This is a genomic window from Maritimimonas sp. 2405UD52-3 (genome assembly GCF_056591715.1).
On record NZ_JBWQOL010000005.1, the window covers coordinates 146813 to 161890 of the forward strand.

At 31.8% G+C, this 15078-nt stretch carries 13 protein-coding genes; 10 read left to right on the top strand and 3 right to left on the bottom strand.

Annotated elements, in window-relative coordinates; all coding sequences use genetic code 11:
- The first annotated feature begins 9 nt into the window (after window positions 1-9).
- Window positions 10-747, top strand: coding sequence for a pentapeptide repeat-containing protein (locus AC1EU5_RS12580; protein ID WP_480192750.1), 738 nt, complete (start codon window positions 10-12; stop codon window positions 745-747).
- Here the strand turns inward: AC1EU5_RS12580 and AC1EU5_RS12585 are convergent.
- Both AC1EU5_RS12585 and pheT read right to left on the bottom strand, forming a co-directional pair.
- A complete protein-coding gene (locus AC1EU5_RS12585; protein WP_480192751.1) occupies window positions 730-1770 on the bottom strand; it encodes a quinone-dependent dihydroorotate dehydrogenase in 1041 nt (346 codons plus the stop codon). The two genes, AC1EU5_RS12580 and AC1EU5_RS12585, sit on opposite strands and share 18 nt — an antisense overlap.
- A 2-nt stretch (window positions 1771-1772) precedes the next feature.
- Window positions 1773-4202 carry a phenylalanine--tRNA ligase subunit beta gene (gene pheT / locus AC1EU5_RS12590; RefSeq protein WP_480192752.1) on the bottom strand — a complete coding sequence of 810 codons (2430 nt, stop codon included), beginning with the start codon at window positions 4200-4202 and terminating at the stop codon, window positions 1773-1775.
- Between the two features lie 177 nt (window positions 4203-4379).
- On the opposite strand from pheT, the gene AC1EU5_RS12595 reads away from it, so the two are divergent.
- Genes AC1EU5_RS12595 through AC1EU5_RS12605 form a run of 3 tightly spaced genes read left to right on the top strand, consistent with a single transcriptional unit; the run spans window position 4380 to window position 8488 of the window.
- A complete protein-coding gene (locus AC1EU5_RS12595; RefSeq protein ID WP_480192753.1) occupies window positions 4380-6149 on the top strand; it encodes an AMP-dependent synthetase/ligase in 1770 nt (589 codons plus the stop codon).
- Window positions 6150-6186: 37 nt separating this feature from the next.
- On the top strand, window positions 6187-7905 hold the full coding sequence (locus tag AC1EU5_RS12600; protein ID WP_480192754.1) for a DNA polymerase III subunit gamma/tau: 1719 nt from the start codon (window positions 6187-6189) through the stop codon (window positions 7903-7905).
- Between the two features lies 1 nt (window position 7906).
- Window positions 7907-8488 (top strand): MiaE family protein, encoded by a 582-nt coding sequence (locus AC1EU5_RS12605; RefSeq protein WP_480192755.1) that lies wholly within the window; start codon window positions 7907-7909, stop codon window positions 8486-8488.
- A gap of 469 nt (window positions 8489-8957) precedes the next feature.
- On the opposite strand, the gene AC1EU5_RS12610 is transcribed toward AC1EU5_RS12605, so the two are convergent.
- The gene (locus AC1EU5_RS12610) at window positions 8958-9293 is read right to left on the bottom strand and encodes a DUF4870 domain-containing protein (RefSeq protein ID WP_480192756.1); all 336 of its coding nucleotides are present in this window, start codon (window positions 9291-9293) and stop codon (window positions 8958-8960) included.
- Between the two features lie 140 nt (window positions 9294-9433).
- Between AC1EU5_RS12610 and mnmE the strand changes: the two genes are divergently transcribed.
- The 6 genes from mnmE (at window position 9434) to AC1EU5_RS12640 (ending at window position 14990) form a co-directional block, all read left to right on the top strand.
- Window positions 9434-10828, top strand: coding sequence for a tRNA uridine-5-carboxymethylaminomethyl(34) synthesis GTPase MnmE (gene mnmE / locus AC1EU5_RS12615; RefSeq protein WP_480192757.1), 1395 nt, complete (start codon window positions 9434-9436; stop codon window positions 10826-10828).
- A gap of 504 nt (window positions 10829-11332) precedes the next feature.
- Window positions 11333-11626, top strand: coding sequence for a hypothetical protein (locus AC1EU5_RS12620; protein WP_480192758.1), 294 nt, complete (start codon window positions 11333-11335; stop codon window positions 11624-11626).
- Complete coding sequence (locus AC1EU5_RS12625; RefSeq protein ID WP_480192759.1) at window positions 11619-12314, top strand: SDR family NAD(P)-dependent oxidoreductase; 696 nt, start codon at window positions 11619-11621, stop codon at window positions 12312-12314. The genes AC1EU5_RS12620 and AC1EU5_RS12625 overlap by 8 nt, the downstream gene beginning before the upstream one ends.
- Entirely contained in the window at window positions 12311-13639 is a 1329-nt protein-coding gene (locus AC1EU5_RS12630; protein ID WP_480192760.1) for an ANL family adenylate-forming protein, read from the top strand. The genes AC1EU5_RS12625 and AC1EU5_RS12630 overlap by 4 nt, the downstream gene beginning before the upstream one ends.
- Before the next feature lie 165 nt (window positions 13640-13804).
- On the top strand, window positions 13805-14782 hold the full coding sequence (locus tag AC1EU5_RS12635; RefSeq protein ID WP_480192761.1) for a ketoacyl-ACP synthase III: 978 nt from the start codon (window positions 13805-13807) through the stop codon (window positions 14780-14782).
- The gene (locus tag AC1EU5_RS12640; protein ID WP_480192762.1) at window positions 14772-14990 is read left to right on the top strand and encodes a hypothetical protein; all 219 of its coding nucleotides are present in this window, start codon (window positions 14772-14774) and stop codon (window positions 14988-14990) included. The genes AC1EU5_RS12635 and AC1EU5_RS12640 overlap by 11 nt, the downstream gene beginning before the upstream one ends.
- The last annotated feature ends 88 nt before the right edge of the window (window positions 14991-15078 follow it).

Genomic DNA, 15078 nt, shown 5'->3' on the forward strand with positions numbered 1-15078 from the left:
TTCTAAAGCATGAAAACTACACTGCAACTAAAAAAATCAATCTCTTTAACTACATTTTTACTACTTTCTGTATTTACAATAAGTCTTTTAGCACAGAAAACTGTAAGCGCTAACAGTATTTTATCTGATATTAAAAATGGTAAGGACATTTATTATGAAAATGTTACCATTACCGAAGTTTTTGACATGACCTATATGGATGAAAAGCTACCTGAATTACCCAGAAAACACAAATGGTATAAGAATGGTGGAAGTAATAGTGTTGAGGAACAAATTGAGAGTAAAGTTGAATTTGTGAATTGCGTTTTTGAAGATAATGTATTTGGGTATATTCATGATGAAACCAGTAAGTATACGTTTATTGCCAACTTTGAAGACAACGTAAAGTTTGTAAACTGTACTTTTAAAGGAAATGCTTTATTTAAGTATTCAGATTTTGAACGAGGAGCTGACTTCTCGGGATCAGAATTTAAAGAGAACACCACTTTTAAATATGCCAAATTTGATGAAATGTCAAGCTTTGCTAACACTGAATTTGATGAAGATGCAGTTTTTAAGTACTCAGAATTCAGAAGAGGCGTTTCATTTAATAATACGAAGTTTAGAGGAAACCTAAACATAAAATACACAAAGGTACGCGGTGATTTTGATATCAAAGGAATGGATGTAGCTTATGACATCAATTCTAAATATACTAAGATAAATGGTGGTAGTTTTAATAAATACCTTTTAGACAGTAGAAACTAATGCCTTGTTAATTCTTTTGACCAATTGAGGTCCTTCATATATAAAGCCGGTATAGATTTGAACCAAGTCTGCACCGGCTTCAATTTTTTCTAAAGCATCTTCAGCAGAATGAATACCTCCTACTCCAATAATGGCAAATGCCTTATTTGATTTTTCTGCCAAGAAACGAATGACTTCGGTTGCTCTTTGTTTGACTGGTTGTCCACTTAGCCCTCCTACTTCGCTTTTATTAGCCGATTGCAAACCTTTTCTAGAAATGGTAGTGTTCGTTGCAATAACGCCATCTAACTTCGTTTCTTTAATAATCTCAATAATATCTAATAACTGTTCATTCGTGAGATCCGGAGCAATTTTTAGTAAAATTGGCTTCATCTTTTTGGCTCTCCCGTTTCTAGTCATCTTTTTATTCTCATCTTGTAGCGCTTTTAAAAGTCTTGTAAGTGGTTCCTTATCTTGCAATTCTCTTAGGTTTGGTGTGTTGGGAGAGCTAACGTTCACCACAAAATAATCCACATAATCAAAGAGATCATCAAAACTCAATAAGTAGTCCTCAAGTGCTTCATCATTTGGGGTTACCTTATTCTTACCAATGTTTCCGCCAATAATAATAGTACCTTTTCTATCTTTTAAACGTCTACAAATAACATCTAAACCATCATTGTTAAAGCCCATTCTATTAATTATGGCTTTATCTTCTTTTAACCTGAACAATCGCTTTTTTGGATTACCTTCTTGAGGCTTGGGAGTCACTGTACCTACTTCTATAAATCCAAATCCAAAATTAGGTAGCTCATCAACCAATAAGGCATTTTTATCAAATCCAGCGGCGATACCAACTGGGTTCTTAAAAGTCAGTCCAAATAAATTACGTTCTAATTTTTTGTCTTTAACTGTATAACTACTTCTTGTAAGTGAAGCTATAAAAGGTAGCTTAAACCCAAATTTCAAACATGAAAACGTAAAGTGATGCACCTTTTCAGGGTCAAATAGAAAAAGAATGGGGCGGATTAATGTTTTGTACATTCTTATCTTAATTCAGCATTAAAATCACGCTCAAAAGCAGTCTGCAACTTTTGCATCACCTTATCAATCTGCTTATCATTAAGTGTCTTATTAGCATCTTGCAGCTGAAAGCTAACGGCATATGACTTTTTACCTTCGGGTAAATTTTTACCTTGATATACGTCAAACAGATCAACAGATTTCAGTAAATTCCGTTCCGTTTGAAATGCAGTAGTATATATTTCATCAAAAGATACCTTATTATCTAATAAAAGGGCAAAGTCGCGCTTTACGACTGGGTACTTTGGTAAATCAACAACTTTAAAAGATTTTTTACTTAAGAATTGTAACAAATTATTCAAATTGATATCTGCAAATAATACTTCTTGTTTAATACCAAATTCTTTAAGTACAGATTTTTTAACAACTCCAAACTCAACTAATGAAGTTTTTCCCAAGGTATATGAAACGCCTTCAGAAAACAAGTCATTCTTCACAGGTACAGGCTTATACTTTTCAAGACCTAACCTTGAAAGTAAGGCATTAACGATTCCTTTTAGATAGAAAAAGTCAGAAATAGCATTGGTTGTATTCCAGCTATCCTTGGTTTTATTTCCAGAAATAGTAATTGTAAGGTGTCTATCTTCATTATAATTACTTTCATAGTTATGATAAGTACTACCTAATTCAAAAAACTTTAAACTAGTACTCTTACGATTGATGTTATATGCAATGGCTTCCAGAGCACTGAACAGCATTGATTGGCGCATAACGGAAAGATCATTGCTTAAGGGATTCAACATTGTAACATTATGTTGTTCCTTTAGGGTTTCTGATAACTTTCTGTAGTCAGGTTTTGTTAATGAATTGGCCATCATTTCATAAAAACCTAATGCAACCAATTGATCTGAAATTAAATTCTGAATCTTAGTAACATCCTTTTCATTTGAATAAGACAATGAAGTACTCAGCTTTGAAGATGTACCAATATTATTATATCCATACACTCGCAATATCTCTTCAATAATATCCGCTTGACGGGTAACATCTACTCTATAAGCAGGGATAGTAAGACCTAAACCGGCCTCTGTCTGATTATTAATCTTAATATCTAATGATGCTAGAATATTCTTGATCGTTTCATGAGAAATCTCTTCACCAATCAATTTGAACGCTTTATCGTAATACAAACTTACTTGATGGTCTTCAATTTTATTAGGATATAAATCAATAACATCAGAAGTGATCTTACCTCCAGCTATTTCTTCAATAAGCAAAGCCGCTCGCTTTAATGCATATTCAGTAATATTAGGGTCAATACCTCGTTCAAAACGGAATGAGGCATCGGTATTTAATCCGTGACGCTTTGCCGTCTTACGAATAGAAACCGGGTTAAAATAAGCACTTTCTAAGAAAATAGCAGTGGTTTCTTCTGTAACTCCAGAATCTAGCCCTCCATAAACACCACCAATACATAATGGATTTGAAGCAGCGTCGCAGATCATAATATCTTCTTCATGCAATGCTCGCTCTACTCCATCTAGCGTAGTAAATTTGGTTCCACTAGGCAGTGTTTTTACTACTATTTTTTCCTTTTTGATTTTAGCAGCATCAAATGCATGTAAAGGTTGTCCTAATTCATGCAATACATAATTGGTAATATCAACAACATTATTAATAGGAGTCAAACCTATTGCATTTAACCTATCTTTAATCCATTTGGGTGATTCTTCAACCTTTATATTCGTAATGGTCACACCTGCATATCTAGGAGCTAGTTTATAATCTTTAACTTCTGCATCAATCTTAAAACTACGTATATCAACATCAAAGCGGCTCACAGATGGAGTAATTAACTCTAAGTCAATTGACTGTTGTAACAAACCAGCACGTAAGTCTCTGGCAACGCCCAAATGACTCATGGCATCTGCCCTGTTCGGTGTTAAACCAATTTCAAAAACCTCATCTGTACTAAGATCAAAAACTTTAGCTGCAGGAGTACCTGCTTTTATAGAATTTTTTAAAACTAAAATTCCATCATGGCTTTCACCAAGACCTAATTCATCTTCAGCACAGATCATTCCATGGCTTTCTTCACCGCGAATTTTTCCTTTCTTTATTTTGAATTCATTCCCTTCCTTGTCATATAAAACCGTACCAATGGTAGCAACAGGAACTTTTTGCCCAGCAGCTACATTAGGAGCACCACAAACGATTTGTACAGGTTCACCATTGCCTAAATCAACAGTGGTCAATTTTAGTTTATCAGCATTTGGATGTTTTTCACATGTTAGAACCTCTCCAACTACTACACCTTTCAAACTTCCCTTTACAGATTCAACTGTTTCAATACCTTCAACTTCAAGGCCAAGGTCAGTAAGTAAAGTCTCAACTTTCTCAGCGTCCCAATCTAGTTTTAAGAATTGTTGTAACCAGTTATATGAAATTTTCATTGAAGATTCTTGATTTTTAAGTCAGCAAAGATAAAGAATACATTTAACTGGTAAAGTAGCGTAGTGGCAAAATTCGCCCTTGATTTTTATGAAAATGGCAGTTATTGAAAGATCATCTAAAGTATTTGTTAAATAGGCTTAATTTTTATACTTTGCATTCCCCCAAATTATAAATTTATGTCTACAGAAATTACACGCATTTTTGACTTTGCTTACTACCAACTTGATAAATACAACTTAAAAGAGGCCCTTGTTACTAAATATGATGGAAAATGGGTTTCTACTTCCAGTCAAGAATATATAGACCAGGCCAACGCCGTAAGTAGAGGTCTACTTCGATTAGGGGTTAAAAAAAATGATAAAGTTGCCATTATTTCTACCACCAACAGAACGGAGTGGAATGTCATGGATGTAGCCATTTTACAATTAGGAGCACAAAGTGTGCCTATATACCCTACCATATCAAAGGAAGATTATAAATACGTACTGAATCATTCAGAATCAATTTACTGCTTTGCTTCTGATATTACCATTATTGAAAAACTTAATCAAATAAAGGGCAATACACAATTAAAAGGTGTGTATACTTTTGATGATATTGCTGGAGAGAAAAGTTGGAGAGAGGTTCTTGAATTGGGTAAAGATGGTAGTAACCAAAATGATGTTGAAACATGTAAAGCAAATGTTGTTCCTGATGATCTTGCTACTTTGATTTATACTTCGGGTACTACTGGAAGGCCAAAAGGAGTTATGCTCTCTCATAACAATTTAGTTACTAACGTTTTGGCTAGTGAGAAAAGAGTGCCTCTAAATTACGGTAATTCAAAAGCTTTAAGTTTTTTACCGGTATGCCATGTCTTTGAACGTATGATCTTGTACTTATATCAGTATTGTGGGGTTTCAATTTACTATGCTGAGGCCATAGATAAATTAAGTGAAAATGCACAAGAGGTAAAACCTAATGTGATGACGGCCGTACCTAGGCTTTACGAAAAGATTTATGATAAAATCTATGCAAAAGGTGAAGATCTTACAGGTATCAAGAAAAAATTATTCTTTTGGGCAATTAATTTGGGCTTAAAATATGAACCATACGGTAAAAATGGATGGTGGTATGAAAAGCAGTTAGGCCTAGCCAGAAAGTTGATCTTTAGTAAATGGCAGGAAGCTTTAGGCGGAAATTTAGAACTTATGGTTTCCGGTAGTGCGGCCTTACAACAACGTTTGGCACGTGTTTTTGCTGCTGCAGGTATGCCCATTATGGAAGGTTATGGTCTAACCGAGACTTCACCTGTAGTATCTGTAAATGATCAACAAAATGGAGGTTTTAGAATAGGTACAGTTGGAAGAGTTATTGATGGAGTTGAAGTTAAAATTGGAGAGAATGATGAAATTCTTGTAAAAGGCCCTAATGTAATGCAAGGCTATTATAAGGATCCAGAAAAGACGGCTGAAGTTCTAAAAGATGGATATTTTCATACTGGAGATAAAGGAAAAATTGAAGATGGATTTTTAAAAATTACTGGACGTATCAAAGAAATGTTTAAAACTTCTGGTGGAAAGTACGTAATTCCACCATTATTAGAAGGACAGTTTAAACAATCATTATTTATAGAACAAATTATGGTTGTTGGCGAAGGTGAAAAAATGCCAGCAGCGTTGATCCAACCAAATTTTGAATACATACGTGAATGGATTTCTGATGAAGGACAAGATATAGGTACTTCGTTTGAAGAAATAGCAAGTTCAGAAGTTATCATTAATAAAATTCAGGAAGAAGTGATTGCCTGTAATACCAAATTTGGTAAATGGGAACAAATTAAACGCTTTGAGCTAACGCCGAATGTATGGAGTATAGATAGTGGTGAACTCACTCCTACCATGAAAATGAAGCGTAAAGTCATTAAAGAAATATATAAAGACCTATACGATAAAATCTATGGTTAATTTATACCTTTGTAATTCTTAATTACGAAGTTACTTCATGGAACATTTTATAGTATCTGCTCGCAAATACCGTCCTCAGACTTTTGAAGATGTCGTTGGGCAACAAGCGATTACCAATACGCTTAAAAACGCTATAAAAAGTAATCATTTAGCACAAGCATTATTATTTACTGGCCCACGAGGGGTTGGTAAAACTTCTTGTGCCAGAATCCTGGCAAAACAAATCAATCAAGGTGATCAGCAAGTGAATCCTGATGAGGATTTTGCTTTTAATATTTTTGAGTTAGATGCTGCTTCTAACAATTCAGTAGATGACATTAGAAGTCTAACCGATCAGGTAAGAATACCTCCACAAGTTGGTAAGTATAAAGTGTATATTATTGATGAGGTGCATATGCTTTCACAAGCCGCTTTTAATGCCTTTTTAAAGACTTTAGAAGAACCTCCTGCACATGCCATATTCATACTGGCTACCACAGAAAAACACAAAATTATACCTACAATCCTTTCTAGGTGTCAAATATTTGACTTTAAAAGAATTACAGTTTCTGATATAAAGTCATATTTAAATAAAATTTCGCTACGGGAAAGTATAGAAGCTGACGACGATGCCCTACATATTATTGCACAAAAAGCAGATGGTGCTATGCGTGATGCACTGTCTATTTTTGATCGTGTGGTAAGCTTTTCCGGAAATGATTTAACACGGCAAGCTGTAGCTAAAAATTTAAATGTTCTTGACTACGATTCGTATTTCAAAACAACTGATTTGTTATTAGCAAATGATATTCCAGGAGTTTTGGTTTACTTCAATGAAATATTAGGAAAAGGTTTTGACGGGCATCATTTTATTGCCGGCTTAGCTTCCCATTTTAGGGATCTATTAGTAGCCAAAGACAAAGCCACTGTAGATTTGTTAGAAGTTGGTGATACTGCCAAAAAGCAGTATCTTGAACAAGCAGTAAAAGCTCCTATGAATTTCTTACTAAAAGCTATTGATTTGGCTAATGACTGTGACTTAAAGTATAAAAGCAGTAAGAATCAGCGTTTATTAGCTGAATTAGCGCTCATGCAATTGGCATCCATCACCTTTGATGGTGAAAAAAAAAAGCCTAAGCACTTTATAATTCCTGCGAAGAATTTTATTGACGTTGCTAAAAAGAAAGTTCAAGAAACCCCAAAAGAATATGCAAAAAAAGAAGTAAATACTGCTTCTGAAATTCCAGTGTCTTCATCTCAGGTACAGTCTAAACAACCTGTTTCCATTCCAGAAAAACCAATTTTAAAAACAGAACGTAGACGTTCTTCAGCACTTTCTTTAAATACTGTATTAAAAAAGAAAGAAGAAAAGAGAGAGGAAGCTTTAGAAAATGTAAATCTGGCAGATCTTCCGAAAGACCCTTTTACAGAAAAGCAGTTTTTTGAATTATGGGAACAATTTATTGAAAAGCTTCATCAAAATGGCGAAAAAATAGTAGCTTCTATTATGGCTTCTGATCAGCCCAAAGTAAATGTAAATTCAATAGAGTTAACATTTCCCAACAGTATTATGAAAGCTGAATTCAATAAAATAAAGCCTAGATTATTAAAGTTTTTAAGAGCTTCATTAAACAACTATAGTCTTGATTTTCAAATCATTGTAAATGAGAAGAATACTAAAAAGTTTGCGTATACGCCTCAAGAGAAATACAATAAACTGCTAGAAAAGAATAAGGCATTAGCAAAATTAAAAAGTACATTTAAATTAGACCTGTAAAATGCTAGGATTACAATTTGAAACAGAAACTTCCTGGGTTGAAGTTGCTAAAGATGATTTACAACAGATCTTAACTGATCATGCTTTTGCTGAGCAAAAAGCTGCTTCCAATGCAGTTTCAATTATCATTAATTTTCCTGAAGAAACTAAATTGGTGACTGCCATGGCAGATATTGCCTTAGAAGAAATGGAACACTTTAAAATGGTGCATGAATTGATGAAATCAAGAGATATGACTTTGGGTAGAGAACAGAGCAATGACTATGCATTATATTTACGAAAGTTTTTCCCAAAAGGCGGATCAAGAAATGAGCAATTGGTACATAGATTATTATATGCTGCATTAATAGAAGCTAGAAGTTGCGAACGCTTTAAAGTATTTTCTGAAAATTTAGAAGATCAAGAATTATCTCAATTCTATAAAGATTTAATGGTATCTGAAGCCAATCATTATACATTATTCCTTGGTTTTGCCAGAGAATATCTTGACAGAATGATAGTTGATACCAAGTGGAAAGACCTGCTAGCTTATGAAGCAGCATTTATGAAAACCCGAGGAAATAAAGCAAAAGTGCACGGATAGCTTAAAATTAGGCAAAAAAATAAGGAGATCAGTTAATTGTAGATTAAGACTTGGCTTATTAACTAACTGCTCTCCTTTCTCCCCTGTTTTTAACCCCAAACGGAGTAAGAATTTTTGAAAAAATAGTAAGGAGAAAAGTTACTTGTAGGCGTTAACTCATAGGACTAACTTTTCGCTTCTCTCCTTTCTCCCCTTTCGTTATCTCCTTGCGGAGTATATGTTTAAGAACGTTTAAATTATCGTTTTATTATCTTTTCAAATAATTACAGTACAAACATATACCGTATCTACATATCTCACAATAGAGCATTTAGTGATTTTTAAAATTCATGGTTTTCAGGGAGTTTTCTATTTATTTATAAATATTTGATAATCAAATATTTAAATTCAATTTTTAAAAATTTTATTACCGAAAACAAAAAAATCACTCCAAAAAAGAGTGATTTTTTAACATTTAAATTTTCTTGTGTTATATAAGTTTCATGGAAAATGGGTAACTAGGTTCTTCACCATTACTTGCTTTTACGGCATTAACTATTGGAAAAATGAAGTATAATACCGGAATTATTAAAAATCCTAGCAATCCAAGGCCAAAAAATAAGATTAACGGAAAGCATAGTAAAAAGTAGATGATCATGCTCAATCTAAAGTTAATAATTGATTTACCGTGCTCATCCATATTCTGTATGCTGTCTTTATTAGTTATCCATATGATCAGTGGAACTAAAAAGCCCCCTACCACAGTTACTAAGTCTAATAACTGACTTAGATGTGTGAGTACTAAAAGTTGTTTATTTGATTTCATTTTATTGGTTTTTGATTAATGAATACTTTATTAATTAGACGCAAAACTCAATGTTTTGTTACAAATAGTTCATCTACAAAGGGTTGAAACACATTTTAATGTGCGTTCTACCGATAATGAATTTCTTAATTTTGCACTCTATGATTCAAAATGATACCATTATCGCGTTAGCTACACCTTCTGGTGTTGGTGCTATATCTGTATTACGTATTTCAGGAGACGCCGCCATTTCAATTACAGATGGTTTGTTTACGTCTATTAAAAAGGATAAATCGCTTGTAAATCAAAAATCATATACTATACATTTAGGTCATATAAAAGAAAATGAAAAAGTATTAGATCAGGTATTAATCTCCATTTTTCGGAATCCTCACTCCTACACCGGTGAAGACGTAATAGAGATTAATTGTCACGGATCCGACTATATACAAAAGGAAATTCTTCAGCTGTTTTTAAAAAATGGATGTAGAATGGCAGATAATGGTGAGTTTACTATGCGCGCTTTTTTAAATGGTAAGATGGACTTAAGCCAGGCTGAAGCTGTAGCTGATGTGATTGCATCTAATTCTGAAGCTTCGCATCAAATGGCAATACAACAAATGCGTGGCGGAATTGCTAATGAATTAAAAGCTTTACGTCAACAATTATTAGATTTTGCCTCTTTGATTGAGTTGGAATTAGATTTCTCCGGTGAAGATGTAGAATTTGCAGATAGAACGCAGTTCAAAGAACTATTGGCTAAGATCACTTCTGTATTAAAACGGTTGATTGACAGCTTTGCATTTGGTAATGCTATGAAAAATGGAATACCCGTTGCCATTATTGGTGAGCCTAATGTTGGAAAGTCTACTCTACTCAATGCATTGTTGAATGAAGAAAAAGCAATTGTCTCTGATATAGCCGGTACCACACGTGATGCTATAGAAGATGAAGTTATTATAGATGGTGTAGCTTTTAGATTTATAGATACTGCTGGTATACGTGAAACCAAAGACGTCGTAGAGAATATTGGCATTAAAAAAACCTATGAAAAAGCAGATAACGCACAGCTGGTAATTTTCCTTATAAATTCGGAAAAGTTCGAAGCTCGGAGTTCTGAGTTAAAAGTTGAACTAGAACAAGTGCGTAATCGTTTTACTACTAAAAGATTATTAGTGGTAGTAAATAAGATTGATGAAAGAACGGATGAAGAAATTTCAATTATCAAAGACAAAATTCCAAATGCATTATTACTCTCCGCCAAAACAGGCGTTGGTATTGATGTGCTAAAATCAGAACTAACCTCATTGGTCAATACCGGCGCGCTAAGTAATAATGAAACGATTGTAACCAATTCACGCCATTTTGAAGCTCTCAATAATGCCCTAGAAAGCATTTTGGCAGTTCAAAATGGTGTTGATAATAAACTACCTTCTGACCTATTTGCAATAGATATACGTGAATGTTTACGCCACTTAGGAAATATTACCGGTGAATTTGATGTTGACAAAGATATTTTAGGTAACATTTTTGGTAATTTTTGTATCGGCAAGTGAGTATTAATTTTATAAACAATCAATAATCTCCATTTTTATTAATTAAGAGATAATAAGGTAATTCATGCTAATTAGTTTCAAGTTGGTTTGCGGCTAAGATTAGTATACACCTTTAGGAATAAGTATATGATTCTTTATGAACTTCATTAAATAATTATTATCTCTAAAACACGTTTAACAATTTATCAAATAAGTCAAAATTTACATCAAGCAATTAACTTTAGGAGGGTTTTGAGTTTTCTCTATAACTTAATCTAGTCATACTTATATTAAAATACTTGTAAACATATTAAATACTACCCCTATCTATTTGAAAAAAGATTTACCATAAGCGTAATTATAACTACTTTAAGATCAACATAAATAGTATTAATATGATAATTCATTCTGAATTTGGGTTGATAAACAATAAGAATTAAAACATTTTACAGAATACTGAGAAAGGCTAGTTTAAAAAATACAATTATGTATATTTGGATTAAGATATATATATAATAAAGGTTTATGAAATTTGAAAATTTGAAAATTGATCTAATTAATCTATTAAACGATTTTATTCAAGAAAATGAAATTGAGATTAATTGTGAAATAGACGAAAATACTAGGTTAATAGGTAGCTCTTCAATCTTTGATTCTCTTGAACTGGTCCAGTTTATAGTTGAAGTTGAACAATTTTTGGATGAAAACTACGATATTGAAATTCAATTAGCATCTGAAAAAGCTATGTCAAGAAGAAATAGTCCGTTTATTAGTTTGCAATTAATGTATGATTTTATTTTAGAAGAAGTGAATGAATAAAACCATATTAATAACAGGCAATAGGAAAGGTATTGGAAGAAGTTTGACCGAACACTATTTAAAAAAGGGGTTTAACTTGGTTGGATGCTCTAGATCAAATACCAACTTAGTTCATCAAAATTATTTTCATGTAATTGGTGATGTTACCTCTGAAAAGGATGTGAAAAGGATAGTGAAAGAAGCTAAGAAAAAATTTGGGTCGATAGATGTTTTAATTAATAATGCAGGAAAAGCTTCTATGAACCATTCCGTATTAACACCTGTTTCTACGGTTAAAGATCTTTTTGACACAAATTATCTAGGAACATTTCTTTTTTCTAGGGAATGTTCAAAATTGATGATGAAACAAAAATTTGGTAGAATTATAAATTTTTCAACTGTAGCTGTTCCTATGTACTTAGAAGGAGAAATGGTTTATGCGTCAAGTAAAAGCGCTATAGAAACCATGAGTAAAATACTATCCAAGGAAATTTCCAGGTATAATATAACAGTGAATGTGATTGGCCCAACACCCGTTTTAACAGATTTAATAAAAGTAGTTCCAAAAGATAAAGTTCAAGAAATACTGAATCAACAAACCTTGAAAAGATTTGGAACTTTTGATGACATAATGAATGTAGTTGATTTTTTTATGAGTGAAAAAAGTTCTTTTATAACTGGTCAAAAAATTTATTTGGGTGGGTTATGATAAATAATATTTTGAAATCATATAACGGGATTTCTATCATTGATGAAAATAGCTCGTATACATTTGATGATTTAATAAATCAGATCGAGAAATTTAGAGTCAAGATAAATAAAGAAATTACTAAAAATGAAAATATTGTTATATACTCAGATTATAATTTTCATTCAATATCTCTTCTTCTTTTATTATCAGAATATCCGGTCAATATTATTCCAATTGTAAAAACTACCCAAAAAGAACTTCTTGATAAAATAAGCTCTTCTAATCCAGATAAAATCATTTCATTTGATAAAGACGGTTCTCTTATAGTTGAAAAAATGAATTCAACTTCTACACCTTCAAACCAGTATACCATTTATACAACTAAAGGAGATGCAGGAATTATTCTATTTTCTAGTGGAACTACGGGAAAACCAAAAGTGATGATTCAGAATTTTTCTGAAATCATAAAATCAATAAAAAAACCTCGAAAAAAAAGATCTCTACTCTTTATTATCTTATTAATGTTTGATCATATAGGAGGTCTAAATACATTATTAAATTGCCTGATTACCGGTTCACCTTTTGTAATTCCAAAAGATAGAAATCCTTCCACTATCATAAATTTAATTGAAAAATACAATGTAAATATTTTGCCAACAACTCCTACTTTTTTAAATCTATTATTAATAGATGATAATTTTAATCCAAAAAAATTACAATCTTTAAAACTAATAACTTATGGAACTGAAAGGATGTCGGAAGTTCTATTAAAAAAAATAAACTCTTTTCTTCCAAATATTAAACTGTTACAAACTTTCGGAACGAGTGAAACGGGCATTTTAAAAACTAAAAGTAAATCCTCTGATAGTCTCTTTTTTAAAATAATTGATAATGAAAAAGATTTTAAGATTGTAAATGATGAACTATACTTAAGATCTAAAACTTCTATAAAAGGATATTTGAATCATAGCAATGAAAATTTCAAAGAAGATGGTTGGTATGCAACAGGTGATCTGGTTGAGACTGATGATGATGGATATATAAAAATCATCGGAAGAAAAAATAAAATAATCAATGTAGGAGGATTAAAGGTTTATCCTTCTGAAGTTGAAGAGGTATTAAATTCCATTGACCAAGTTATAGATTCTACCGTTTATGGTCAACAAAATAACATAACAGGTAATATTGTATGTGCAAAAATACACACTAATTTTGATGACAAGAAGCTCTTGAAAAAATTAATAAAAAAAACATGTAGAGAAAGACTTGATAAATTTAAAATCCCTGTATTAATTTCATTTGATGAATTAAAAATCACAAATAGAGGAAAGAAGAATGGATAATGAAATTTAATAGCTGGTAAAATAAATGTGATAGGTAAAATATTCATAAGAACTAATAAATGTCTATATTGACAGCATTTGTAAATAAATTTTACAAAACATATCTAGTAGTCCATTCAGATTTTTTTGAATGAGATAAATTAATAATTAGAAAAAAGAAAAAGAATGATTGAATTCAATAATACTGAAATCTTAGGAATAACCTCCTGTGTTCCAGAAAATTTGATGGATCTCAAATCAATTTTCAAAAACGAAAGTGAAATTCGATTAAAAAAGACATCACAGGTAACTGGAATAGAATCGATTAGGATAGCCAACTCTGATACAACTGCATCAGATCTTTGTATTAAATCTGCTGAAAGTTTATTTAAAGAACTCAACTTCAACAAAAACGAGATTGATTCGATTGTTTTCGTAAGTCAAACTAGAGATTATGTTATGCCACAGACCTCATTTAAGATTAGAAGAAAATTAGGTTTAAACAATGACACTACCTGTTTTGATTTACCGTTAGGATGCACTGGTTTTATTCAAGGACTTTTTCAGTCATATAGTTTACTTCAGAATAAAAAAATAAAAAACGTGCTGTTATTATGTGGTGATGTATTAACAAAATATTTAAACAAAGAAGATTTTGCCACTAAAAGTGTTTTTGGAGATGGAGGATCTGCTTGTATAGTTTCTTCTTCAGAAAATAAGTCTCCCACTTTTTTTGATATTAGATCAGTAGATGAAAAACCAGATGCTCTCATCATGAAGTCAGATGAGTTTTTTATGGATGGTTTTGAAGTTTTCAAGTTTGTCAGTAAATATGTTCCAAAATCTATTAAGGAAAACCTAAAGTACCTTGATAAAAACATTGATGATTTTGATAATGTTATTTTTCATCAAGCGAATGATTTTATCATTAAATTTTTAAATAAAGCATTGAAGATTGATAATTCTAAATCACCAATTGTTTTAAACGGATTTGGAAATACAGGGCCCGCTTCAATTCCATTAGCGCTTACAGAGAAATTCTTTAACGTTGAAAAGGGCAATACGTTTTTGAGTGGATATGGGGTCGGTTTGTCATATGCAAATTGTGTTGTAAACTTATCAAATACAGAAATATTTAAAACAATTATATATAATGAAAAGTAATGAAATTATTGAAGAAATTGCAGAACTCTTAGAGCTGGAGGAAGATTTCGATATTTATGAAACACCTATTCAATTTGATTCACTTTCTTCCTTAGGGCTAGTTTCTTTTTTGGATTCTAATTTTAATATTGATGTCTCAAAAGAAGAAGTTGAAGAATTTAAATTTATCAATGATGTAATTGTTTACATTAATCAAAGAAAAAGTTGATATTAAAAATAGAATCACTAAAGGACTAAACCAAAAATAATCTCAAAACTTTATGAAAAATTTTCAATTGGCTCGCCTATAAAAAGTT